The organism is Brevibacterium sp. H602 (genome assembly GCF_051172395.1).
Lineage (GTDB): Bacteria > Actinomycetota > Actinomycetes > Actinomycetales > Brevibacteriaceae > Brevibacterium.
Genome location: NZ_JBPIZD010000015.1, coordinates 21,285 through 44,169, shown reverse-complemented (window position 1 = coordinate 44,169; position 22,885 = coordinate 21,285). Strand labels below are relative to the sequence as shown.

20 protein-coding genes are annotated in these 22,885 nt (G+C 63.6%); 6 read left to right on the top strand and 14 right to left on the bottom strand.

Annotated elements, in window-relative coordinates; translation table 11 throughout:
* Window positions 1–46 precede the first annotated feature (46 nt).
* The gene (locus tag ACSBQT_RS12425; protein ID WP_435001867.1) at window positions 47–3,025 is read left to right on the top strand and encodes an HNH endonuclease signature motif containing protein; all 2,979 of its coding nucleotides are present in this window, start codon (window positions 47–49) and stop codon (window positions 3,023–3,025) included.
* A gap of 191 nt (window positions 3,026–3,216) precedes the next feature.
* On the opposite strand, the gene ACSBQT_RS12420 is transcribed toward ACSBQT_RS12425, so the two are convergent.
* The gene (locus tag ACSBQT_RS12420) at window positions 3,217–4,416 is read right to left on the bottom strand and encodes an acetyl-CoA C-acyltransferase (RefSeq protein ID WP_410711573.1); all 1,200 of its coding nucleotides are present in this window, start codon (window positions 4,414–4,416) and stop codon (window positions 3,217–3,219) included.
* A gap of 51 nt (window positions 4,417–4,467) precedes the next feature.
* Window positions 4,468–5,211, bottom strand: coding sequence for an SDR family oxidoreductase (locus tag ACSBQT_RS12415; RefSeq protein WP_262774934.1), 744 nt, complete (start codon window positions 5,209–5,211; stop codon window positions 4,468–4,470).
* 512 nt (window positions 5,212–5,723) lie between these two features.
* Here ACSBQT_RS12415 and ACSBQT_RS12410 point away from each other — a divergent pair.
* The 5 genes from ACSBQT_RS12410 (at window position 5,724) to ACSBQT_RS12390 (ending at window position 10,343) form a co-directional block, all read left to right on the top strand.
* Window positions 5,724–6,872: an ABC transporter substrate-binding protein gene (locus ACSBQT_RS12410; protein WP_410711574.1), complete on the top strand. Its 1,149-nt coding sequence runs from the start codon at window positions 5,724–5,726 to the stop codon at window positions 6,870–6,872.
* A gap of 84 nt (window positions 6,873–6,956) precedes the next feature.
* Window positions 6,957–7,823, top strand: a complete 867-nt coding sequence (locus ACSBQT_RS12405; protein ID WP_410711575.1) for a branched-chain amino acid ABC transporter permease — start codon at window positions 6,957–6,959, stop codon at window positions 7,821–7,823.
* A complete protein-coding gene (locus tag ACSBQT_RS12400) occupies window positions 7,820–8,869 on the top strand; it encodes a branched-chain amino acid ABC transporter permease (protein WP_410711576.1) in 1,050 nt (349 codons plus the stop codon). Before ACSBQT_RS12405 ends, ACSBQT_RS12400 begins: the two co-directional genes overlap by 4 nt.
* The gene (locus tag ACSBQT_RS12395; RefSeq protein ID WP_410711577.1) at window positions 8,866–9,639 is read left to right on the top strand and encodes an ABC transporter ATP-binding protein; all 774 of its coding nucleotides are present in this window, start codon (window positions 8,866–8,868) and stop codon (window positions 9,637–9,639) included. The genes ACSBQT_RS12400 and ACSBQT_RS12395 overlap by 4 nt, the downstream gene beginning before the upstream one ends.
* Entirely contained in the window at window positions 9,639–10,343 is a 705-nt protein-coding gene (locus ACSBQT_RS12390) for an ABC transporter ATP-binding protein (protein ID WP_410711578.1), read from the top strand. The genes ACSBQT_RS12395 and ACSBQT_RS12390 overlap by 1 nt, the downstream gene beginning before the upstream one ends.
* A gap of 196 nt (window positions 10,344–10,539) precedes the next feature.
* Here ACSBQT_RS12390 and ACSBQT_RS12385 read toward each other — a convergent pair whose 3' ends face one another.
* The 12 genes from ACSBQT_RS12385 to ACSBQT_RS12330 form a co-directional block, all read right to left on the bottom strand.
* Entirely contained in the window at window positions 10,540–11,166 is a 627-nt protein-coding gene (locus ACSBQT_RS12385) for an L-threonylcarbamoyladenylate synthase (RefSeq protein ID WP_101546252.1), read from the bottom strand.
* Window positions 11,167–11,312: 146 nt separating this feature from the next.
* Window positions 11,313–12,653, bottom strand: a complete 1,341-nt coding sequence (locus ACSBQT_RS12380; RefSeq protein ID WP_410711579.1) for an AI-2E family transporter — start codon at window positions 12,651–12,653, stop codon at window positions 11,313–11,315.
* Window positions 12,654–14,165, bottom strand: a complete 1,512-nt coding sequence (gene der / locus ACSBQT_RS12375) for a ribosome biogenesis GTPase Der (RefSeq protein WP_376906538.1) — start codon at window positions 14,163–14,165, stop codon at window positions 12,654–12,656. It lies immediately after the preceding gene.
* Window positions 14,162–14,821 (bottom strand): (d)CMP kinase, encoded by a 660-nt coding sequence (gene cmk / locus ACSBQT_RS12370; protein ID WP_410711580.1) that lies wholly within the window; start codon window positions 14,819–14,821, stop codon window positions 14,162–14,164. The genes der and cmk overlap by 4 nt, the downstream gene beginning before the upstream one ends.
* Window positions 14,818–15,906, bottom strand: a complete 1,089-nt coding sequence (locus tag ACSBQT_RS12365; RefSeq protein WP_410711581.1) for a prephenate dehydrogenase — start codon at window positions 15,904–15,906, stop codon at window positions 14,818–14,820. Before ACSBQT_RS12365 ends, cmk begins: the two co-directional genes overlap by 4 nt.
* Window positions 15,903–16,763 (bottom strand): pseudouridine synthase, encoded by an 861-nt coding sequence (locus ACSBQT_RS12360; RefSeq protein WP_410711582.1) that lies wholly within the window; start codon window positions 16,761–16,763, stop codon window positions 15,903–15,905. Before ACSBQT_RS12360 ends, ACSBQT_RS12365 begins: the two co-directional genes overlap by 4 nt.
* 17 nt (window positions 16,764–16,780) lie before the next feature.
* Window positions 16,781–17,434, bottom strand: a complete 654-nt coding sequence (gene scpB / locus ACSBQT_RS12355; protein ID WP_410711583.1) for an SMC-Scp complex subunit ScpB — start codon at window positions 17,432–17,434, stop codon at window positions 16,781–16,783.
* Entirely contained in the window at window positions 17,424–18,473 is a 1,050-nt protein-coding gene (locus tag ACSBQT_RS12350) for a segregation and condensation protein A (protein WP_410711584.1), read from the bottom strand. The genes scpB and ACSBQT_RS12350 overlap by 11 nt, the downstream gene beginning before the upstream one ends.
* Window positions 18,474–18,490: 17 nt before the next feature.
* The gene (locus ACSBQT_RS12345; RefSeq protein ID WP_139908278.1) at window positions 18,491–19,357 is read right to left on the bottom strand and encodes a ParA family protein; all 867 of its coding nucleotides are present in this window, start codon (window positions 19,355–19,357) and stop codon (window positions 18,491–18,493) included.
* A 38-nt stretch (window positions 19,358–19,395) separates the two neighbouring features.
* Window positions 19,396–20,346 (bottom strand): site-specific tyrosine recombinase XerD, encoded by a 951-nt coding sequence (gene xerD / locus ACSBQT_RS12340; protein ID WP_410711585.1) that lies wholly within the window; start codon window positions 20,344–20,346, stop codon window positions 19,396–19,398.
* 6 nt (window positions 20,347–20,352) lie between these two features.
* Window positions 20,353–21,117 carry an NUDIX domain-containing protein gene (locus ACSBQT_RS12335; RefSeq protein ID WP_410711586.1) on the bottom strand — a complete coding sequence of 255 codons (765 nt, stop codon included), beginning with the start codon at window positions 21,115–21,117 and terminating at the stop codon, window positions 20,353–20,355.
* Window positions 21,118–21,205: 88 nt separating this feature from the next.
* Window positions 21,206–22,885, bottom strand: a complete 1,680-nt coding sequence (locus ACSBQT_RS12330) for a CTP synthase (RefSeq protein ID WP_410711587.1) — start codon at window positions 22,883–22,885, stop codon at window positions 21,206–21,208.

Here is a 22,885-nt window from a genome sequence, read left to right as displayed (position 1 = left end):
TCCCTGACGACTGACTTCCACAGAGGCGTGGAGAGGTGAGAGGCCGATGAAGAACATCGGAGACAGCGACGGACGGGTATTCGGCCTGCCCGCCGCTCCCCCTGCGGAGGCGGACGGCCGAACTCTGTCCCAGTTCCGCCGCGCTCACGGACTTCGCGTGGAGGTCGCCGAGGATTACGAACTCGTCGACCTGCTGGATGCCTATACGCGGAGCAGCCTCGCGCAGGTCAATTCCCTGATCGCCACCAGTCATGTCGTGGCGCAGGACGTCGCCTACGCTCTCGGGCTCAAGGACGGTCAGCTCGACGCGGTCTACGAGTTCGCGTCGTTCACGGAAACGTCGACCCGTTACTCCTCTCCAGAATCACGCAGCACAATTGCCGCTCGCCACGAGAGGAAGGCTCAGACCGAAGCAGCCGACAGCAGTCCCGTCACGCGCCAAGGCATCAGCGACGAAGCCATCGACCAGAAGATCTGCGCCGTCGACATTCCCTCCGAGGATCTCTTCTCCACTCGCAGGACCTGGACCAACAGAGAGAATCTGGCATGGGCCCAGGCTGCGGCTCAGGTCGAAGCGGAATCTGGAACGAAAATCGGCGTCAGCGCCGGTCCGAAGAAGGACCGCGCCGCCGGTCGCCGCCTCCGCCGAGTCCGGAAGTTGGCCGAAGAGCTCTTGTCCGACCCCGCACTGCTGCCTGACTTTCCCGGTTTTGACCCGGAACTGACTTTCTTCACATGGCTGCGCGGCAGCATCGAGCCGACCGAGGCAGGCGTGTACTCAAGTCTCCTCGGCACGACCACGAGCAAGTCGCTTCAACACATGACCTCGTCGATGACGCTGGCGCATGGTCTTCCGCGGTTCCTCAAGCGCTGCCTGGCTGGAGACTTCACGATCGAACATGTCGACTGTGTGACTCGTGCATGCCGCGACCTGCACTTCAAGCACTTGCCTGCGATGGACGACTACCTCGCGCACAGGCGCGCCGACATCACGATCGAAACTTTCAAGCGCTCGCTCGCCCTGCACATTGCAGTGCTTCAACCGAGTGAGGATACGTTGAAGAGTGTTTCGCTGCGTCGCCGAGTTGACTTCTGCACCGGTGACGACGGAACTGCCTACCTCACGCTGACCGGTCCCGCCCCGGAGCTTCAAGCTTGTTTCAGGAGGCTCGATGCATTCGCTCGTGCAGTGCACAAGAACAATACAAGTGCGTTCTCGAACCAGCTCAAGGCAGGCGACTGCTTTGATGAGGAGCGTTCGGTCTCCGCTCTGATGTTCGACATCCTCACGCGCACCCGTCCTCAGCTGAAACTGCGCATCATCAGCACGAACGAGGCAGACGGCTCGTCGACGAGCTCCGACTTCTCCCTCGACGGACTCTTCGCTGGACCGGATGGAGTGCCGATGCACGAGGGCGAGTCGCTGCTCGATTACATCGAGCGGGTCTTCGACGATATGGACACGAACGGTGACGAAGGACCGACCGGTTCACGTATCGCCGAGACAGATGGATCCAGCCGCCAGACGCCCGTGTCGCACGGTGATTCCGACCGCGCAGCACGCCCGCTGCACGATGATCCCTTCTACCAGGCACCCGCACGCACCACACCGGCCGACCGCGTCTTCGAATCACAGCTGCTCGAGGCCATCCTCAGCAGCAACAACACCACGGATCGCGTCAAGGCAGACGGGCTCTCGGCTCTCGTCGGTTCGCGTGCCAGCGGAGGTCGCCCCACGGCCGAGGGCACCGCTGCCGCAACCGCGAATAGTGTCGACGCTTTCGACAATCCCATCCTCGATACCGGCGAGCGCCGCATCAGCTTCGAATTCCTGCTCGACATGCCGACCAGCGAGTATTGGTTGGCGAATCAGGCCAGCACCTTCATCACGGTTCCTATGCTGACTCTGCTCAGTCAGTTCCAGCCGGACGGCAATGGATCGCCACCACCGACCGTCGATCCATCGGGTTCGCCGCTGCCAACCGTCGATCCCCCAGATCAGCAGTCATCGCCCACTACACCACCGATACCAGAGCCAACCGACCCAATTTCACCGCTCACAGATCCCCCGTCTGATTCTGCGTCGACATCTCCCGACGCACCGCTGACCTCAGAAGAGGTGTGTGATCTGGCGGGCATGCTTCCAGACGGTTCACCGATACCTGCGGATATGGCACGACGGGTCGCGGGTTACTCCACCACCTGGACTAGGCTGCTGACCGACCCCGCGACCGGAACACCGCTCGATGCGAAGGCAACCTCCTACGCGATTCCCAACAGTGTGCGCAAAACTCTCGTCGCCCAGTTCGTGACGTGCACATTCCCCGGGTGCACACAGCCCGCTGAAGTGACAGAGGTCGACCATATTGATCCGTTCAATCACTCCGACCCGACCCAAGGTGGTCTCACCCGCTTCGGAAATCTCCATTGCCTGTGCAAGGCCCACCACCTGCAGAAGACCAACGGCAATTTCGACGTGCGGATGACTGAGCCCGGCCACCTCGAGTACGTGTTCCGGCAGGGTGTCACCGCAGAGGTCATCTCCCCGGACAACCCCATCAGCGTCGAGCATGCGCGGCTGTTCCTCGAACGATTCGGCAGCGGCCTGTCTCGACAGGTCCGAGCAGTCACACCGGAGCGGTCGAGCACAGAGGATCTGCTTGCCCACGAGTACGTCCCGGCGCCCGAACGCGATTCTGACATCGAGCGTGAACCTGACGTTGACCGTGGATCTGACGCGGAGCCGCCTAGTGCTCACGCTGAGCCATCTGGTGCTCACGGCGGTAGAGCAGATGCGGACCACCCTGTTCCCGGCGGCCGGAAGCAAGCGAGGGAATGCCCTGAACCCGCTGCCACCCCTGGAACCCCCGGCTGGAGAGAACTCGTTGCCGGGGATCTCTACACATTCACACTGAAGCCTGCGACGTGCACCCCCGATCAAGCATCCGGCGCCGGGCAAGCAGACGAGGACAACTCCGAGCTGCGCGACTGGTTCTGGGACTCGGGCGAAGCTCCGCCGTTCTGAGGCGGCATTCATCCGGCGAGGCGAGGAGCACCGCTTCACCCGGGTCTCACAGTGACGAAGATTCACCTCACGTGTTTGTCAGACACAACGAAGGCCGACGGTACTCGGATCAGAATCGATCCGAGTACCGTCGGCCTTCTCAGCTCAGCGGCATAGTTTCACTGTTCCGGCTGAACGGCTGGCTGAAACCCTCAGCAGACTTCGAACAGTGCGGCAGCGCCCTGCCCGCCGCCGATGCACATCGTGACGACGGCGTACTTCACTCCGCGGCGACGTCCTTCGATGAGTGCGTGTCCGACGAGACGAGCGCCGGTCATCCCATAAGGATGTCCGACGGAGATGCCACCGCCGTCGACGTTGTACTTCTCCGGGTCGATGCCAAGGCGGTCACGGCAGTACAGTGCCTGGACGGCGAAGGCTTCGTTGAGTTCCCACAAGCCGATATCGTCGATCGACAGACCATGGTTCTTCAGCAGCTTCGGAATGGCAAAGACGGGACCGATGCCCATCTCGTCCGGCTCGCAACCGGCCACAGCCATGCCGCGATAGATGCCCAGCGGTTCGAGTCCGCGTCGGCTGGCCTCATCGCTCGACATGACCACCGAAGCGGATGCTCCGTCGGAGAGCTGCGAAGCATTGCCGGCGGTGATGCTCGGAACCTTCGACGCCACACCGGGCTCGAGCACGGGGTTGAGTCCGGCCAGGCTCTCCAGAGTCGTCGACGGGCGGTTTCCCTCGTCGGCTTCGAGCAGCACATCCTGACGCGAGGTCTCCTTCGTCTCCTTGTCGACGACGACCTTCGTCGTCGGCAGGGGCACGATCTCGTCATCGAACCTGCCGGCTTCCTGAGCGGCGGCCGTACGCTGCTGCGAGGACAGGGAGTACTCGTCCTGAGCCTCACGGCTGACACCGTAGCGTTCGGCGACGACCTCGGCGGTGGCCAGCATCGGGTAGTAGATGCCCGGAATGCGTTCTTCAAGCCACGGATCCTTGGCCCGGAACATATTCATCTTGTCGTTCTGGACCAGCGACACCGACTCCACGCCACCGCCGACGGCGATCTCCTGGCCGTCGAAGAGGACCTGCTTCGCCGCGGTCGCAATGCCCATCAGCCCGGACGCACACTGCCTGTCGATCGACATTCCCGGAACCGTCACAGGCAGGCCGGCTCGCAGCGCCGCCTGACGAGCGACATTCGTACCTTGGCTACCCTGCTGGAGGGCGGCACCGAAGACGACATCCTCGACCTCACCGCCTTCCAGACCGGCACGCTCGACAGCATGCTTGATCGCGTGGCCGGCCAACTCCTGAGCTTGGGTGTCGTTGAACGCACCACGGTAGGCCTTGCCGATCGGCGTGCGCGCCGTCGACACAATGACTGCTTCTCTCATGGGACTCACCTTTCGAAGATGTTCGTGAACTCGTCGTGAGGACGGTGGCGATCAGTCCTTCGGACCGCCGGCGACGTAGATGACCTGACCGGAGACGAACCCGGCACCCTCGGAGGCGAGGAACGATGCGGTGTGGGCGATGTCCTCGGGCTTGCCCGATCGTGCCACCGGAATCTGCTGGACCGAGGCTTCGACGAACTCCTCGAAGCCCATACCTACGCGCTCGGCGGTGGCCTTGGTCATGTCGGTTTCGATGAAGCCGGGAGCGATGGCGTTCGCGGTGATGCCGAACTTGCCGAGCTCGATCGCCCAGGTCTTCGTGATTCCCTGGATACCGGCCTTGGCGGCGGAATAGTTCGTCTGTCCGCGGTTGCCCTGAGCCGAGGTGGAGGACATCGAGATGATGCGGCCGAACTTCTCTTCGACCATGTAGGACTGGACGGCCCGCGCCATGAGGAACGCTCCCCCGAGGTGGACGGAGAGGACCTTGTTGAACTCTTCGTGCGTCATCTTGAACAGAAGGTTGTCACGCAGGATGCCTGCATTGTTGACCAGAACGGTCGGCGCGCCGAGGGTCTCAGCGACCTGCTTGACCGCAGCGTTGACCGAGTCCTCGTCGGAGACATCGGCTTCGAGGCCGAGCGCTTCGCCGCCGGCTTCCTTGATGGCGGCAACGGTCTCATCGGTGGGGCCCATATCAAGAACGGCGACCTTGAGTCCGTCGGCTCCGAGTCGCTTGGCGATGGCGGCTCCGATGCCGCGGCCTCCACCGGTGACGATTGCTGTACGAGTCATGAACAAGCTCCTAAAGTTGATGTTGCGTCATTGCCGTGGGGAACCGAGTGGTCGACTGCGGTTCGCGTCTGCACCGGAACCGATGTGACACAGCTCTCCCATACAGCTAAGGCCACTGTAGACCAATTCCGCCACTGAACGATTGTTTGCTCACCTTTCAGACAGATAGCCGAGTCCAGCGCCTCAGAACCTCGACGCGGTTCTGCGAGGCTCGGCTCGCAAGCACCCCGACCTCGCCTTTTGTTCTCCTCTCCGGCTCGACCCGGCAGATTAACGAACGTTCAAAAATCTAGCGCAAAACCATTGACTTCACCAGGATGATTTGGAATTGTTCACATCAGTCGAAGTCCATTTCGGATTGACGACGACTCTGAGAACTGTCATTGACGACGTCTCGGACACCGTGTGGAGCGAACCCGTTCCAGGAGCTTTTCAAAGGAGAAAAGATGAACTCTGTCTCGCGAAGTCGCCGCCGCAGACTTTCGGCAGCCGCAGTTATGGGTGCAATCGCCTTGACTGCCACAGCCTGTGGAGGCGGTGGTGGATCAGGTGAGGGCGACACGGTCGTCATCGGCTATACCGGGCCGCTCAGCGGAGGTGGCGCCGCATACGGTGAGAACGTGAAGATCGGTCTCGAAATGGCCATCGACGATCTCAATGCAGACGGCGTAGAGGTCGACGGCAATCCCGTGACTCTGGAGTTGAAGTCCCTCGACGACAAATACGCACCATCCACTGCCGCCAGCAATGCTCAACGATTAGCAGATCAGGACAAGGCGCCGGTCGTCGTCTCCCCGAACGCCGGAGCCATCAAGGCGATTCAGCAGATCAACAGCGGCAGGTCGAACTTCCTCATCTCCGCCTACACCTCTGACCCGGCCATCGTGCAGGCCGACAACCCTCTGACGATGATGATTCCTCCGAACTTCGAGTCCTATGCCGAGGAATTCTCCGAAACTGCCATGGAGCACGGAGGCAAGAAGCTCGCTCTGCTGGGAACTCAGAGTGAGTACGGACAACAGTGGACCAAGTCGATCAAGGATGCGTGGAGTGAGGCCGGTGGGAAGATCGGCGGCGACAACAGCGTCGACTACGCCACCGTGTCCGACTTTGCGGGCCCCGTCTCGAAAGCCCTGTCAGAGAAGCCCGACGCCATCTTCGTCGGCGGACCTTCCCAACCGACGGCGCTGATCATGGAGGAAGCTCGAAAGCAGGGCTTCAAGGGCAGCTTCCTCGTCATGGACCAGGCGAAATTGGATGAAATGGCCACGGTGACGAAGCTCGACAATCTCAAGAATTCGGTCGGCGTCCTGCCGGTCTCCGAATATGAGGATCCCGGTACCAAGGACTTCCTGAAGAAATTTGCTGAGAAGGCCGGAGAGAAGAAGGTTCCGACCAGTGAAACGGCGCTGAACTACCAGGGAATTGCGATCATCGCGAAGGCGATGGAAACCGCTGGGACAACCGACGACCCTGAGAAGATTCGCGAAGCCATCGGTGAAGCGCTGCCAGAGGTCGACGACAAGTACAAGGTCAATGGCTTCCCGAACGAGATCACGGAACAGGGACACCTCCTCAATCCCGATCTGGAGGCAACCTTCCTCAATGAGGACGGCAAATACACCAAGGTGCCGATCGAACAGGTATCCGACGAAAAGTAACTTCCGTCAGCGGCTGTATTGAAGGTGAGGCGCACGAGTGCGCCTCACCCGGCCGAACTCATGCCTGCAGAGGACCCGAAAATCATGACCCTCTTCATCCAACAGCTCTTCAACGGCCTCGCGCTGGGCGGCGTCTACTGCCTCGCTGCGATCGGTCTGACATTGGTGTTCGGAGTGCTGCGCATTCCCAACCTGGCTCACGGTGCGCTGTATATGCTCGGCGCCTACATCACCTATTTCTTCCTCACGACCGTCGGCGTTCCCTATATCGCCGCGATCGGCATCGCGGCGATCATGCTCTTCCTCGTCGGTGTTGGGCTCGAACGCCTCGTATTCCACCCCTTGCGCAACTCCCCGCATACCCACCACATGATCGCGGCCGTCGGTGCGATGTTCTTCTTCCAAGCACTGGCTCAAGCGATCTGGGGTGCTGACTTCCGACGTATGGACACACTTATCACCGGCGAACTGCGCATCCTCGGTGCCGAGATCTCTGCTCAGCGGATCGTCATCATCGTCACTGCGGTAATCGTCTTGGCGCTGTTGGCGCTGTTCATCAAGCGGTCCATCCACGGCCAGACGATCGAAGCGATCGAACAGGACCGCGTCGGTGCATCGCTGGTCGGCATCAACCCGTCGATGGTATCGATGCTGACGCTGGGGCTGTCCGCCCTGCTGGCCACGATCGCGGCGGGCCTCGTCGCACCGATCAATCTCCTGTCTCCGACGATGGGCGATGCGCTCAACCTCAAAGTGTTCGCCATCATCATCCTCGGTGGTCTGGGTTCGCTTCCCGGCGCCATCGTCGGCGGATTCGCACTCGCCATCGCAGAAACGATGACGGCGACCTACATCTCCTCAGCCGTCGGAGAAGCCGTGGCATTCGTCGTTCTCGTCGCTGTGCTGGCCATCAAACCGAATGGACTGTTCACGAAGGCGGTGCAGCGATGAGCTCAATGAAGAATCCTCGGATCATCGGCACCATCGCCGTCATCGTCCTGCTCGGCCTGACGCCCCTGGCGTTTGCGCAGGAGAACTACGCGATGCGAGTGATCACCGTCGGCATGTGCGCGGCGATCGCTGTCTACGGCCTCAACATCATCCTCGGCTTCACCGGACAGCTGAACCTCGCCCAAGGCGGGTTCTTCGGCATCGGCGCCTACGGAGTCGGGCTGCTCACCACCGACTACGATTGGAGCTTCTGGACCGCATTCGTCGCAACCGTCATCGGAACTGCGGTCATCGGCTACCTCTGCGGGCTGATCGCCCTGCGGACGAAGGATGAGTACTTCGCCATCTTCACAATGGCCATCGGCTTCATCATCTTCCTCGTCATCAGCCGTTGGGAGTCCGTCACCCACGCACATTCCGGCGTCAACAACGTGAAATTCCCCGAAGGCGGAGGACTCATCGACTTCGAATCTCCGGTTGCGATGTTCTACCTCGTCTTCGCCATCCTGCTCGTGTGCATCTACACGACGTACGCGATTCGGCGCTCGAGTGTGGGCCGCACACTGCTGAGCATCAGGACGAGCGAAGATCTGGCGGATGCGATAGGTGTGCGCGTCGGATTCAGCAAACAGCTCGCATTCGCCGCCTCGGCTGTCCTCGGAGGAATCGGCGGCGGACTCTACGCAACTGTGGTCGGATTCATCGGCCCCCATGCGGCATCGATCGACAAGACCTTCGAATTCCTCATGTTCATTCTCGTCGGAGGCATGGGCACTGTCGCGGGTCCGCTGCTCGGAAGCATGATCGTGACATTCCTGTTCGAACTCTTCCAAGACTTCCAGGCCTATCGATTCATCGTGCTGGGTCCCATCATCGTCGCCCTCGTGATCTTCGCGCCGCGGGGAATCGTCGGATACCTCGGCGGGTTCGTCGATAAACGCAATCGACGGCGCAGGAGCGCAGAAGCCCGCCGCTCGGAACACGACGAGCCCACATCGCCGGAATCAGCTGCCTCAGTCGGCCCCCACTCCGAGGAGAAGAAATGACTCTGCTCGAAATTCGCGGTCTCGGTAAGCGCTTCGGCGGGCTCGATGCGGTCAAGGACGTCAGTCTGGACGTCGAGGCAGGTCAGATCACCGCAGTGATCGGTCCCAATGGAGCAGGCAAGTCAACGCTGTTCAACCTTGTCCATGGTTTCTATCGGCCCACAGCCGGGACCATCAGCTTCAAAGGTGAGGACATCACACATTCGTCTCCACACCGGACTGTGGCCGGCGGCATTGCCCGCACATTCCAGACAACGAACCTGTTCGATGACAGCACTCTGTTGGAAAACGTCTTGGCTGGTCGAATCGTCCGTTCGAAATCCAACGTCTTCGACGCGGTCTTCCACACGCCTCGCCACCGTCGTGAATCACGCATCAACGAAGACAAGGCGATGGAATCTCTTGAGTTCTGCGGCGTCGCGGAATATCGGCACGATCTCGCGTCCAACGTTCCTCAGGAGGTGCAGAAGCGCACCGCAGTGGCCATGGCACTGGCCACAGAGCCCGAGCTGCTGCTGCTCGACGAACCCGCCGGCGGCATCCCCGAAGAGGAGACTGTCGATTTCGGCAATCTCATTCGGTCGTTGCCACAGCGAGGCGTCTCCGTCCTCCTCGTCGAACACAAGATGACGATGATCATGGACCTCGCGGACACGATCCTCGTTCTCGACCACGGGCAGAAGCTGGCCCTCGGCGCACCTGCGGAGATCCAATCGAATCCGGATGTCATCCGCGCCTATCTCGGTTCGACAGCACAGGAGGAGAACTGATGCTCACTCTCGACAATGTCAGCACCGGGTACGATGCCACCGATGTGCTCCATGGGGTGAGCATCACGGCGAACCCAGGAGAGCTCACCGTGGTCCTCGGTGCGAACGGATCCGGCAAGACGACGCTCTTCAAAACCATCAGCGGACTCATGCGTGTTCGTGCCGGGTCGATCACCTATGAGGGACGTCAGCTTCATCGAGCTCGCCCGAATGCCATCGTCAAGGCCGGTATCGCGCACTGCCCCGAAGGTCGCCATCTGTTCGGCAAGATGTCGGTGGAGAAGAATCTGCGTCTGGGTTCTTATCCGCACCGGAACAGATCGCGGACGGAAGAGGTCTACGCTGAGGTACTCGATATGTTTCCGATCCTCAATGAGAAGGCGAAGCAGCCGGCAGGCTCCCTGTCCGGCGGTCAGCAGCAGATGGTCGCAATCGGACGAGCACTGATGTCAGACCCGAGCCTGCTGATCCTGGATGAGCCGTCGATGGGCCTGGCTCCCATCGTCGTCGAGCAGGTCCTCGAGTCAGTCGCTCAGATCAATCGAAACGGCATCGGCGTCCTGCTCAGCGAGCAGAACGCGAAGGCATCACTGGCGATCGCCCACAGAGGATACGTCCTTGCGGAGGGGCGGATCGTCCTCGCTGATGATGCTTCCCGGCTGCTCGACAACCCCGAAGTGCAGGCGGCCTACCTCGGTCTCTGACAAGTGAACGCCACCCATTCGTTCAGGGAGGCAGCGCAGAACAAGAATCTCGCCGAGGCGGCTTGGCCACCTCGGCGAGATTTCATTGAGTTGATCTGTCCTGTCGTTCTGGATATCGGTCACGCATTTTCAGCCCGGCAGGCACGGTCGGTGCCCTCAGCCCGACCCGGTCAAAGCGACCAACGTTCCAGCTGTCTCATTCGTCTTGGAACCGGGAGACGTCCCCGGCTCCGACGCGAGCTACCTCGGGGTATCGGCCGGTGAAGTCGATGACCGAGGTCGGCACGACTCCGGGGACACCGGACTCGATGACGATGTCGAGGTCATTGCCGAGCTGGTCCATGACATCCTCGGCGTGGGTCAGCGGATCCTCATCGCCGGGCAGCAGCAGCGTCGAGGACAGGATCGGCTCCCCCATCGCCTCGACGAGGGCGAGTGCCGTGACGTTCTGCGGAATCCGAGCGCCGACCGAATGCTTCTTCGGGTGCATCATCCGGCGCGGGACTTCCTTCGTTGCCTTCATGATGAATGTGTACGGCCCCGGCGTCATCGATTTGATGGCTCGGAAATCGGAATTGTCGACGATGACGAACTGACCCAGCTGAGCGAAGTCATGGCACATCAGCGTGAAGTGGTGCTTCGAACCGAGGTGCCGGATGCGGGTGATCCGCTCGATGCCTTCCTTGTTGTCCAAAGCGCAGCCGAGGGCATAACAGGAATCCGTGGGATAGGCGATCAGGCCACCGTTCCTGAGTGACTCAGCGGCCTTCTCGATCAGTCGGTCCTGTGGGTTCTCCGGATGGATATTCAGTAGTGTCGCCATACTTCATGCTAACCACTCTGCCGGCACAGTGCGAGGGGTTGACGGACGACCGACCCCACAGCACAGGATCGCAGGCCTCATCCGACCGAAACGACGTGCATGCCCAGGCGAAACGTCAGGCGTTCTGCCCAGGCCCGCGGGCCTCGTCAGGCCGAGGTCACTGGTTTCTTCAGGCCTTTGACCAGTTCGGCTCGACCAGTGCGCGGATCGGAGGCGAGCAGGATATTGACCCACCTGGCCCTCGGATCCGCGTCGACCAGCAGAGCCTTGATCAGCAGAGTCGCCGGCAGCGCCAGCAGAGCGCCGAGCCAACCGAGGACCCACACCCAGAACAGCAGGGACAGGAACGAGATCAGCGGGGTCACACCCACCGACTCACCCGTGAACTTCGGCTGGATGATCGCCTGGATGACGAAGTTGAGCACGCTGTAGGCGATGACCACCCACAGGGCCGACTGCCAGCCGCTGTCGACCAGCGCCAGCAGAGCCGGTGGGATCAGGCCGATGACGAAGCCGATGTTCGGGATGTAGTTCGTCAGGAATGCGAGCACTCCCCACACCCAGATGAGCGGGACGTCGATGATCGCCAAGGCGATGACATCGAGGAATGCGACGATGAGGCCGAAGACCGTGGCCACCACCCAGTAGCGGCGGACGCCACTGGCGAAGTCGCCGATCGACGCCGACAGCGAGGGCTTCACATCGAGCAGCATCGCCATCCGCTTGTCGATGCCCATCGAGTCCATCGCCACGAAGAACACCGCCATGATCACCGTGGTCAGCAGGCCCGCAACCGACGACAGGTTCGTCAGCAGCGGGTAGACGGCGTCGAGGACGGAGCGGACGTCAAAAGCCGAGAGCTGCTGTTGGATCACCGAGGAGGTCACCCCGATGTCCGACAGCAGCGCCAGAGTGCTCTGGTAGGTGGCCACGAGTTCGTTGCTGTAGCTGGGGATGAGGATGACGAGCTCGGCGACAGACCATGCCGTGAGGCCGAAGAACGCGAAGATCATGCACAGCACGAGCACGACCGAGATGCACGCCCCGATCGCCCGCGGCACCTTGATCCGGGTGAGCGCCCGCTGCACCGGGTAGACGACGATGTAGAAGTTGAGCGCGAGGAACACCGGAGCCACGATGTCCTGGAGTCCGCGGAAGAACATCAGCGCGTACGCCAGCCCTGCCAGCGTCACCGCGATCATCAGCGCTCGCGCCGGTGGCCGCGTGTGCCAGGGCCGCGCCTCGCCCGCTGCGCCGGAGTCGGCACCAGCTGCTTCATCGGCCGCCGTGCCCGCCACAGTTCCAGAAGCCGTGCCCGCCGTTGCATCGGAAGAAGTGGATCCCACCGTCACCGAGGCGGCCGAACCGGTCCGGTCCCCCGCCGATCGTGAGGACGGCGCAGGCTCGGCCGGGCGCGCGGCATCGCCGGCTGATCCGGCCGCACCGTCAGCGGCGCCCGACGCCTTCGCCTGCTCGTCCTCGTTCATTCAGCGTCCCCGACGCTTCTCGCGGATGCGCATCGACACCTCGATAGGGGTGCCCTTGAATCCGAAGGTCTCGCGCAGGCGGCGGATGATGAACCGGCGGTAACCGGGGTCGAGGAAGCCGGTGGTGAAGAGCACGAACTTCGGCGGACGCGACTGCGCCTGAGTGCCGAAGAGAATGCGCGGCTGCTTACCTCCGCGCACCGGGTGCGGGTTGGCTGCGACGAGCTCGCCGAGGAACGCGTTGAGTCGTCCCGTCGGAATGCGAGTGTCCCAGCCTTCGAGAGCGGTCTCCATCGCCGGCACGAGCTTCTCCGCATGACGTCCGGTCTTCGCCGAGATGTTCACGCGCGGTGCCCATGCCACATGGCCGAGATCCCGTTCGATCTCCCGCTCCAGATAGAAACGACGTTCGTCGTCGAGCAGATCCCACTTGTTGAACGCCAGCACCACGGCACGTCCCGCCTCGACGGCGGTCGTGACGATGCGGACGTCCTGCTCGCTCAGCGGATCCTGAACCTCCATGAGGACGAGAGCCACCTCGGCGCGTTCGAGTGCGGTCTGCGTGCGCAGCGCTGCATAGAAGTCGGCGCCGCTGGCCTGATGGGCACGACGGCGGATACCGGCAGTGTCGACGAAGCGCCACTGCTTCCCACCGAGCTCGATGAGCTCATCGACAGGATCACGAGTGGTGCCTGCGACATTGTCGACGAGCACCCGGTCGGAGCCGATGAGCTGGTTGAGCAGGGACGACTTGCCGACGTTCGGGCGACCGACGAGGGCCACCCGACGCGGTCCGCCTTCTTCGACACGGGTGTCGACGGCCGAGACCTCCGGCAGGATCGTGAGCACTTCGTCGAGCAGGTCGGCGACTCCCCGACCGTGCAGAGCCGAGACGGTCCACGGCTGGCCGAGGCCCAGGCCCCAGAGTTCGGCGGCCATGAGCTCGCCGCGCTCGTCGTCGACCTTGTTTGCAGCGAGGAGGACCGGCTTCTTCTTCCGGCGCAGCATCTTCACGACCATCTCATCGGTCGAGGTCGGGCCGGTCGTGGCATCGACGACGAGGAGCACGGCATCGGCCATGTCCACGGCGACCTCGGACTGGATCGCGATCCGCGAGGCCATGCCCTTCGAATCCTGGTCCCAACCGCCGGTGTCGACGAGGGTGAATTCCTTCGTGTTCCACTCCGCCCGGTAGCTCACGCGGTCACGGGTGACTCCCGGAACGTCCTCGACGACGGCTTCGCGGCGGCCGAGGATGCGGTTGACCAGCGTCGACTTGCCGACGTTGGGACGGCCGACGACGGCCAGCACAGGTGCGGCACCGAGCGTTTCATCGTCGTCTTCGTCGAAGCCGTAGGCGCGCAGCAGCGCACGGTCCTCGTCTTCGAGCTCGTAGCTTTCGAGTCCGGCCTCGAGCGCGGTCGCGCGCTGCTCGGCCTCCTCGTCGCTGATGCTCTCGACACGATCGACGAGGTCTTCGTCGGGTGTCTCGTGGAATTCGGATTCGCTCATTGTGAGTCCTTCACCAGCTGCAGCACCGTCTCGACCACCTGGTCGAAGTCGATGTCGCTGGTATCGAGTGTGAACACTCCGTCGGCGGCCTCTAGGAAGCTCGTCGTGGCGGAGTCCTTGGCGTCACGGCCCGTGACGAGGTCTTGGGTGGCGGCGATCGCCTCGGCGTCGGCATTGCCGTGCACTTCCTTGGCCCGGCGGGCCACGCGGACCTCATCGCGGGCGGTCATGAGGATGCGCACATCGGCATCGGGGGCCACCACGGTCGTGATGTCCCGGCCCTCGACGACGATGCCCTCGGGTGCGGCGGCGATATAGGCCCGCTGCATCTCGATGAGCTCCTCGCGGGCGTCGATGACACCGGAGACCGTCTGCACGTTCGCCGAGACGTCCTCACCGCGGATGTCCTCGGTGACGTCGATGTCGTCGACGGAGACGAAGAATTCGTCGGGGCTGAGCGAAATCTCCAGATCCGCTCCGCGCACCTGTTCGAGCACGTCGACGGGGTCGGTGACTCCGCGGTTGAGGCACAGCCACGCCATCGCCCGGTACATCGCACCGGTGTCCAGGTACTGGCAGCCCAGTCGACGCGCCACCTCCTTGGCGGTGCTCGACTTGCCCACTCCGGACGGTCCGTCAATGGCTACGACGCTCATGCAGTTCCTTCTTTCTCGATGGCGGATTCGGGGATCTGCCATCCCTTCGACAGCAATCCGATCTCCAGCTCCTGCTGGATGGCCGGGACCACGGACACGTCGACCATGCCCAGTTTCCGACCGGAGGCGTGATCCATCCGGAAGTCCTCGACATTGACGCCGAGGTCGCCGATGTCCTTGAACAACCGGGCCAGCATTCCGGGCGTATCCGGAACCAGGATCGTGACAACAGCATAGGTGGTCGGCGGCTGCCCGTGCTTGCCGGGAATCCGGTCGTGCCCCTCGTTTCCCAAGGCGATCGCCTTGGCGAGCAGCCCCGTCGACCCGGGTCCGAGTTCGAGTGCACCGATGACCTCGTCGAGCTCGGTGCGCAGATCGACGAGGACCGAACGGACCTCTTCGGCGTTCCCGGTCAAGATCTGCGTCCACAGACCCGGGTCCGAAGCGGCGATACGGGTGACATCACGCAGTCCCTGCCCGGCCAGCGAGATCTCCTCGAGCGGCGCGTGCCGCAGCTGGGAGGCGACGAGGGAGGACACGATCTGCGGCACATGCGAGACCTTGGCAACCGCGGCATCATGGATGCGCGGATCAAGGTGGAGCACCGAGGCGCCCGTGTCCTCGGCCATGGCGATGACCTCGCCGAGGCGGTCGGCCGGGGTGTCCTCATCCGAGCAGATCACCCAGGGGCGGGCTGTGAACAGGTCCGACTGGGCGGCGATCGCTCCGGACTTCTCGCGTCCGGCCATGGGATGGCATCCGATATAGCGATCGAGCTGAGGTCCCGTGACCAAATCTCGCACCGCCTCGAGGAGGCGGGTCTTCACGCTGGCGACGTCGGTGACCGTGGCGTTCGGGTAGTCCTCGAGCGCCGAGGCGATGACCCGTGCGGCGACATCGGGCGGAGTGGCCACGACGACGATGTCCGGGTGGTCGGGTGAACCGACCTGACCGGCACCGAGGTCCGCGGCTAGCTGCTGCGCGGTCGGCGAGGTGTCTTCGAGGGTCACCTGATGGCCTTTTGCGCTCAGCGCCAACCCCAGGCTGGCACCGAGCAGGCCGGTGCCGATGATGTGGACTCTCACAGACCGACGGCCTCGAACAGTGCGCCGACCTCATCGGAGCGCAGCGGGCGGATCTTGCCCTGCTTCTGCTCGTCGAGGACGATCGGACCGAACTTCAGCCGCACGAGTCGCTCCACCGGGTGGCCGATCTCGGCGAGCAGGCGGCGCACGATGCGGTTGCGGCCGGAATGGAGGGTGAGTTCGACGACGGACTTCCCCGGAGTCGAATCGACGAGCTTGAAATCATCGACCTTGACGAAGCCGTCCTCGAGGTCGATTCCGGCCTTGAGGATGGCACCGGCATCCTTCGCCAGCTGCCCCTTGACCTTCGCGAGGTAGGTCTTCGGGATCTCGTAGCGCGGATGGGCCAGGCGGTTGCTCAGCTCCCCGTCATTGGTGAGCAGGATGATGCCCTCGGTCTCGGTGTCGAGACGGCCGACGTGGAAGAGGCGCTCGGTGTTGCTGCGCACATAGTCGGCCAGGCAGGGGCGGCCCTCGGGGTCGCTCATGGTCGACACGACTCCCGCGGGCTTGTTGAGCACGAGGTAGACCTTCTTGGTCTGTGTCGAAATTCTCACTGTGTCCACGTACACGGACTGTGTTTCGGGGTCGATCCGGGTGCCCAGTTCGGTGATGATGGACCCGTCGACCTCGACACGGCCGTCGGCGATGAGCTGCTCACAGGCACGGCGTGAGCCCAGACCCGCCTCGGCGAGCACCTTCTGCAGCCGCACACCCCCGCTGACGTGGGCGTCTGATGTCTGACCGGCTCCCGAACCGCCCTTGCTGGAGGCCTGATTCGCCGTCGCTGCGCGCTGTTTTCGGCTGGGTCGGTTCTGGCGCCCGCCGGGGGCGCGGTGATCACGGTAGGGACTCATACTTCCATTCTCTCAAATCAATCAGCGACTCGTGACATCTCGGCGGCCGAATCGGAGTCTTCGTCGAGATCGTCATCAAGGGCGCCGCCGATCTCGGCGAGCACCTCGGTGTCCTCGGCGCCGAGTTCGGCGACGTCGGCGTCTTCGGGCAGGTAGGGGGCGATATCGGGCAGGTCGTCGATCGCGTTCATGCCCATCGTGTCGAGGAACGTACGCGTGGTGGCATAGAGCAGCGCCGAGGTGGACGCCTCCTTGCCGGCTTCGACGATGAGTCCGCGCAGCAGCAGGGTGCGGATGACGCCGTCGACGCTGACTCCGCGGATGGCTGCGATGCGGGGCCGGGAGATCGGCTGCCGGTAGGCGATGACTGCCAGAGTCTCGAGCGCGGCTTGGGAGAGCTTCGCACTCTGCCCGGCCGTGAGGAAGTCCTTGACGACCTCGTGGTAGTCGCCGCGGGAGAAGATGCGGAAGCCGCCGGCGACATGGCGGATCTCGAACCCGCGCTGCCGGTGGTGCTCATCCCCGTCGTAGTCGGCCTTGAGCGTCTGGATTGCTTCTTCGACGGTGTCCGCATCGAGGCCGAGGGAACTTGCGAGGTCTTCGGCAGTGACGGCCGAATCGGTGATCATGAGTACGGCTTCGATGCCGGCGAGGATCTCGTCATCGATCATTCTGTGCTCCCCCATCGTCGTCGTCATCTGCGTCTTCGTCGCCCGCTTCGTCGTCGCCTGTCTCTGCAGTGAGTTCGCCCGCACTGTCTGCGGCCACTTCGTCTCCGCTCCAGTCGCCTTCGGTGCGCAGGTCGACTCCGTCTTCGTTCATCTCGGTGCGGTGGATGAGCAGCCGTCCCAGAGGTTCGGGCTGGTCGAAGTCGCAGAGGCCGACCTTGAACAGTTCGAGCAGAGCGAGGAACCTCGCCACGACGACCAGGGTGTTCTCGGCTGACTCGAGCAGATCCTGGAAGTCGACGTCTCCGGCGCGCAGCAGGGACAGGATGTGCCCGCGCTGTTCGGAGACGCTCACCAGCGGCAGGTGGATGTGGTCGACGGCCACACTCGGCGGGGTGTGGTCGCGTTGGAGCACGGTGGCGAAGATTCCGGCAAGCTCACCGGGACCGATGTTCAGCTCCAGCGGCGGCAGCACATCCTGGAACTCCGGTTCGAGGTCGACATCGCGTGGGGCCCGGATCGACCCGGCTGCCATCGCTTCGGCCAGGTACCCGGATACGGACTTGTACGCCTTGTACTGCAGCAGCCGGGCGAAGAGGAGATCGCGGGCCTCGAGCAGCTCGAGGTCGAGCACCTCTTCACCGTCTTCGTGAGGCAGCAGGCGTGCCGTCTTGAGGTCGAGCAGGGTCGCGGCGACGAGGAGGAACTGGGAGATCTCGGCGAGATTCGCCTGATCCTTCAGCTCAGTGGTGTAGGCGATGAACTCATCTGTCACCTCGGCCAGCGCGATCTCCGTGACGTCGAGGCGGCGCTTCGAGATCAGTCCGAGCAGCAGGTCGAAAGGGCCGGTGAAGTTGTCCAACCGCACCTGGAAACCCTGCGCAGAGTCATTCTCGGAGGCCATGTCATCGCCGGGCGCCGTGTCATCGCCGGGCACATTGTCAGTGACGGAATCAGCGCCATCGCCGACGACGACGTCGGCATTCGCGGGTGCGTCCTCCGAGGCGACGCCACCACTCGAGGCAGACGCCGCTTCCTCCACATCTGTTACGGAGTCGCTCAGGGTGCGCCTCCGCGGGCGATGAGCTCCCGGGCGAGTCGGCGGTAGGCTTCGGAGCCGGCGTGCTTCGGGGCGAAGCTCGTGATCGGTTCGGCGGCCACGGAGGCGTCGGGGAACTTCACGGTGCGGTTGATGACGGTCTCGAAGACCTTGTCACCGAAGGCTTCGGTGACTCGCGACATGACTTCCTTCGAGTGGAGGGTCCGCGAGTCGAACATCGTGGCGAGGATTCCGTCGACCTCGAGCGAGGGGTTGAGCCGGTCCTGGACCTTCTCGATGGTCTCGACGAGCAGGGCGACACCGCGCAGGGCGAAGAACTCGGTCTCCAGCGGGATGACGACACCATGGGCGGCGGTCAGAGCATTGACGGTGAGCAGTCCCAGCGAGGGCTGGCAGTCGATGAGGATGACATCGTATTCGTCGGCGACCTTCGACAGGGCTCGGGCGAGCACCTGCTCGCGGGCGACCTCGCCGACGAGCTGGACTTCGGCGGCGGAGAGGTCGATATTGGCCGGCAGGATGTCGATGTTGTCGAATTCCGTTTCGACGATGACCTCGTGCGGGTCCAGTCGCGGGTTCATCAGCAGGTTGTAGATGCTGATGTCGAGCTCATAGGGATTGAGTCCCAGTCCGACCGACAGTGCGCCCTGCGGGTCGAAGTCGACGAGCAGCATCTTGCGGCCGTAGGCGGCCAGAGCCGCACCGAGGTTGATCGACGAGGTCGTCTTGCCGACCCCGCCCTTCTGGTTGACCATCGCGATGATGCGGGCGGGTCCGTGCGAAGCCAGGGGTGCCGGCTCCGGGAAGTCCTGGGGCTCGTCTGCGGTCCGCTGCTGGGGGATCTCCAACGCCTCTTGCGTATTCATCTCTCGGATGGCCACCTTTCGTTGCTCTACGTCCAACCCTACCGCGCCCGGGGGTGCGAGGTCGCGTACACTTCCCGCAGTGTCTCCTCTGAGACTTTCGTATAGATCTGCGTCGTCGTCACCGAGGCATGGCCGAGCAGCTCCTGGACGACGCGGATGTCCGCACCGCCCTCGAGCAGATGCGTGGCGAACGAGTGCCGGAACGTATGCGGAGACACCTCGGCGTCGATCTTCGCAGCCTCTCCGGCGTCCTTGACGATCTGCCACGCCGAGACTCGGGAGAGCCGGGTTCCGCGTGCATTGAGAAACAGCGCCCCGGCCGGAGCCGAGGATCTCGCTTTCGCCGCCATCGACGGGCGCACCCGTGACACCCACGCTCCCAGGGCTCGGGAGGCGTGGGATCCGAAGGGCACGATCCTCTCCTTCCCGCCCTTGCCGTAGAGCCGGACGAGTCCGGAGTCGAGGTCGAGATCGTCGAGGTCGACTCCCACGGCCTCGGAGATGCGCGCTCCCGTGGCGTAGAGGAGTTCGAGCAGGGCCGCGGCCCTGATCTGCACGGGTTCGTCACCGTCGGTGGTCGCGATCATCGCTTCGATCTCGTCGAGGGCCAAGGCTTTGGGCAGGCGCAGTCCTTCCTGCGGTGGGCTGACCTCGGAGGCCGGGTCCGAGGGCGCGAGGTTCTCCCCGAGGGCGAAGGTGTGGAATCGTCGCACCGCGACGAGTGCGCGGGCACGACTCCGCGGTGCCAATCCCGAATCGAGCAGGTGGAGCGCATAGCTCTCCACCTTCTGTCGATCGACCTCGCCGAGGCGGCTCACCCCGTCCTCGGTCAGCCAGGTTCCGTACCGGGCGAGGTCACGAGCATAGGCATCGATCGAGTTCATCGACAGTCCCCGTTCGAAACGCAGGGAGGACAGATAGGACGCAAAACCGCGACGCAGATCGTCAGGCAGATTCTCTGGCAGCAGTTCAGCACCGTGCCGGGCCACGGGTTATCAGTCCTCGCCCGTGCCGACCTGCGTGAACAGGCCATCCTCACCAGCGGAACCGGTCGTCTCCGCCGACGCCGAACCAGTCGTCTCGACGGTGGCACCACGACCGAATTCGGGACGGCCGTCGACGAGTCGCCTCGGCGCATCGACGGGACGGAACTCCACCGGTGCTCCCGCCGCTTCGGCGCGCAGCACCCGGTCGACCTGGAAGATCGCGAGCTGGGCGATCGCGTTGGTGATCCGTCCATCGGTCACGGCTTCGAGTGCGTCGTCGATGCCGACCCAGGCGTAACGGAAGCCCGCCTCTTCTTCGCCGCGTTCGTGACGGTCGGCTTCGGGAACGGAGGACAGCCCGCGGGCCAGGTAGAGACGCATCGTCTCCGAGCTGCCGCCCGGTGTCAGGCAGGAGTCGCTGAGGACGTCCCAGTGGTCGGCCGTGAGGTCGGCCTCCTCGACGAGTTCCCGCTTCGCCGCCTCGAGCGGGTCCTCGCCGGGCACGTCGAGCAGACCGGCCGGGACTTCCCACAGCCTGGCCCGGACTGGGTGCCGGTACTGCTGGGCCAGCAGGATCCGCTGCTGGTCATCGACGACGGCGACGCCGACGGCACCGGTGTGCGCCATGAGGTCGCGGACGAGTCCGGGCGCCTCGGGCAGGTCGAAGGTCTCCTTGCGGATGTCCCACACCGCGCCTTCGTAGACGACCTCGGAGTGGGTGATCGGCGGGATCACCGGATCGTCCTGCAGGATCTCATCGTGCTGAGTGCTCATCGGCTGCCTCTCGAAACTCGACGGTGGTGGAACGGCGAATGCCGCCGGCGCTCTGGCCGACGGCATTCGTTGTGAAGATGGACAACGGTCACTGACGCTCGAGCGCGGCGGCGACCAGACCCGCGAACAGCGGATGCGGTGAGGTCGGACGCGACTTCAGCTCGGGATGCGCCTGAGTGGAGACGTAGAACGGGTGCTTATCGTGCGGAAGCTCGACGAATTCGACGAGCTCACCGTTCGGTGAGGTCCCGGAGAACTCGAGCCCCGCCTCGGCGAGCTGATCCCGGTAGGTGTTGTTGACCTCGTAGCGGTGACGGTGACGCTCACTGATCGTCGTGTCGCCGTAGACGCCGGCCACGACGCTGCCTTCGGTGAGCTTGGCCTCGTAGGTGCCCAGGCGCATAGTGCCGCCGAGGTCGCCTTCGCCCTCGACGATCGAAAGCTGCTCGGCCATGGTCGCGATGACCGGAACCGTGGTCTCGGGGTCGAACTCGGACGACGAAGCCGCCTCGATGCCGGCGACATTGCGTGCGTACTCGATGACCATGCACTGCAGACCCAGGCACAGACCGAGGGTCGGAATGCCGTTGGTGCGGGTGTATTCGAGTGCGCCGAGCTTGCCTTCGATGCCGCGGATGCCGAAGCCGCCGGGCACGCAGATCGCGTCGAGGCCGGACAGTGCCGACGCGGCGCCGGCTTCGGTGGAGCAGTCATCGGACTGGATCCACTTGATTGTGACCTTCGCGTCGTTGGCGAAGCCGCCGTGGCGCAGCGCCTCGGTGACGGAGAGGTAGGCGTCGGGCAGGTCGATGTACTTGCCGACGATGCCGATGGTGACTTCCCGGGACGGGTTGTGCACGCGTTCGAGTACCCGGTCCCACTTCGTCCAGTCGACGTCGCGGAAGGGCAGGTTGAGGTTGCGGATGACGAACACGTCGAGGCCGCCGTCGTGGAGGACCTTCGGGATGTCGTAGATGCTCGGGGCGTCGACGCAGGACACGACCGCTTCGGTCTCGACGTCGCAGGCACCGGCGATCTTCGCACGGATCGAATCCGGCAGCTCGCGGTCGGAGCGCAGCACGATCGCATCGGGCTGGATGCCGATGGAGCGCAGGGTCGCCACCGAGTGCTGAGTCGGCTTCGTCTTCAGCTCTCCGGAGGGCCCGAGGTAGGGCACGAGGGAGACGTGGATGAAGAACACGTTGTCCCGGCCGATGTCGTGACGGACCTGACGGGCCGCCTCGAGGAAGGGCTGGGATTCGATATCGCCGACGGTGCCGCCGATCTCGGTGATGATGACATCGGGGCGGTCCGCCTCGGGGCGTTCGGCCTGGGCACGCATGCGTGCCTTGATCTCATCGGTGATGTGCGGGATGACCTGGACGGTGTCGCCGAGGTACGCGCCACGGCGCTCCTTCGCGATCACCGAGGAGTAGATCTGTCCGGTGGTCACATTCGCGGCACCGTCGAGGTCGTTGTCGAGGAAGCGCTCGTAATGACCGATGTCGAGGTCGGTCTCGGCACCGTCTTCGGTGACGAAGACTTCACCGTGCTGGAAGGGGTTCATCGTGCCGGGATCCACGTTGAGGTAGGGATCCAGCTTCTGCATGGCCACGGTGAGGCCGCGCTGAGTGAGCAGATGGCCGAGGCTCGATGCCGTCAGACCCTTGCCCAACGAGGAGGCGACGCCTCCCGTGACGAAGATGTGCTTTGCCGTATGTGTGCCGCCTGGGCCAGTTCGATTCACCACGGAATTTGATTCTATCAA

Excerpts from the sequence above, each read along its gene's own strand:
- ACSBQT_RS12420 (WP_410711573.1), bottom strand. The coding sequence starts at position 4,416 with ATGAGAGAAGCAGTCATTGTGTCGACGGCGCGCACGCCGATCGGCAAG.
- ACSBQT_RS12360 (WP_410711582.1), bottom strand. The coding sequence starts at position 16,763 with ATGAGTCCCTACCGTGATCACCGCGCCCCCGGCGGGCGCCAGAACCGA.
- ACSBQT_RS12395 (WP_410711577.1), top strand. The coding sequence starts at position 8,866 with ATGACTCTGCTCGAAATTCGCGGTCTCGGTAAGCGCTTCGGCGGGCTC.
- ACSBQT_RS12380 (WP_410711579.1), bottom strand. The coding sequence starts at position 12,653 with ATGAACGAGGACGAGCAGGCGAAGGCGTCGGGCGCCGCTGACGGTGCG.
- ACSBQT_RS12415 (WP_262774934.1), bottom strand. The coding sequence starts at position 5,211 with ATGACTCGTACAGCAATCGTCACCGGTGGAGGCCGCGGCATCGGAGCC.
- ACSBQT_RS12335 (WP_410711586.1), bottom strand. The coding sequence starts at position 21,117 with ATGAGCACTCAGCACGATGAGATCCTGCAGGACGATCCGGTGATCCCG.
- ACSBQT_RS12345 (WP_139908278.1), bottom strand. The coding sequence starts at position 19,357 with ATGAATACGCAAGAGGCGTTGGAGATCCCCCAGCAGCGGACCGCAGAC.
- cmk (WP_410711580.1), bottom strand. The coding sequence starts at position 14,821 with ATGAGCGTCGTAGCCATTGACGGACCGTCCGGAGTGGGCAAGTCGAGC.
- ACSBQT_RS12385 (WP_101546252.1), bottom strand. The coding sequence starts at position 11,166 with ATGGCGACACTACTGAATATCCATCCGGAGAACCCACAGGACCGACTG.
- der (WP_376906538.1), bottom strand. The coding sequence starts at position 14,165 with ATGAGCGAATCCGAATTCCACGAGACACCCGACGAAGACCTCGTCGAT.
- ACSBQT_RS12405 (WP_410711575.1), top strand. The coding sequence starts at position 6,957 with ATGACCCTCTTCATCCAACAGCTCTTCAACGGCCTCGCGCTGGGCGGC.
- scpB (WP_410711583.1), bottom strand. The coding sequence starts at position 17,434 with ATGATCGATGACGAGATCCTCGCCGGCATCGAAGCCGTACTCATGATC.
- ACSBQT_RS12425 (WP_435001867.1), top strand. The coding sequence starts at position 47 with ATGAAGAACATCGGAGACAGCGACGGACGGGTATTCGGCCTGCCCGCC.
- ACSBQT_RS12400 (WP_410711576.1), top strand. The coding sequence starts at position 7,820 with ATGAGCTCAATGAAGAATCCTCGGATCATCGGCACCATCGCCGTCATC.
- ACSBQT_RS12390 (WP_410711578.1), top strand. The coding sequence starts at position 9,639 with ATGCTCACTCTCGACAATGTCAGCACCGGGTACGATGCCACCGATGTG.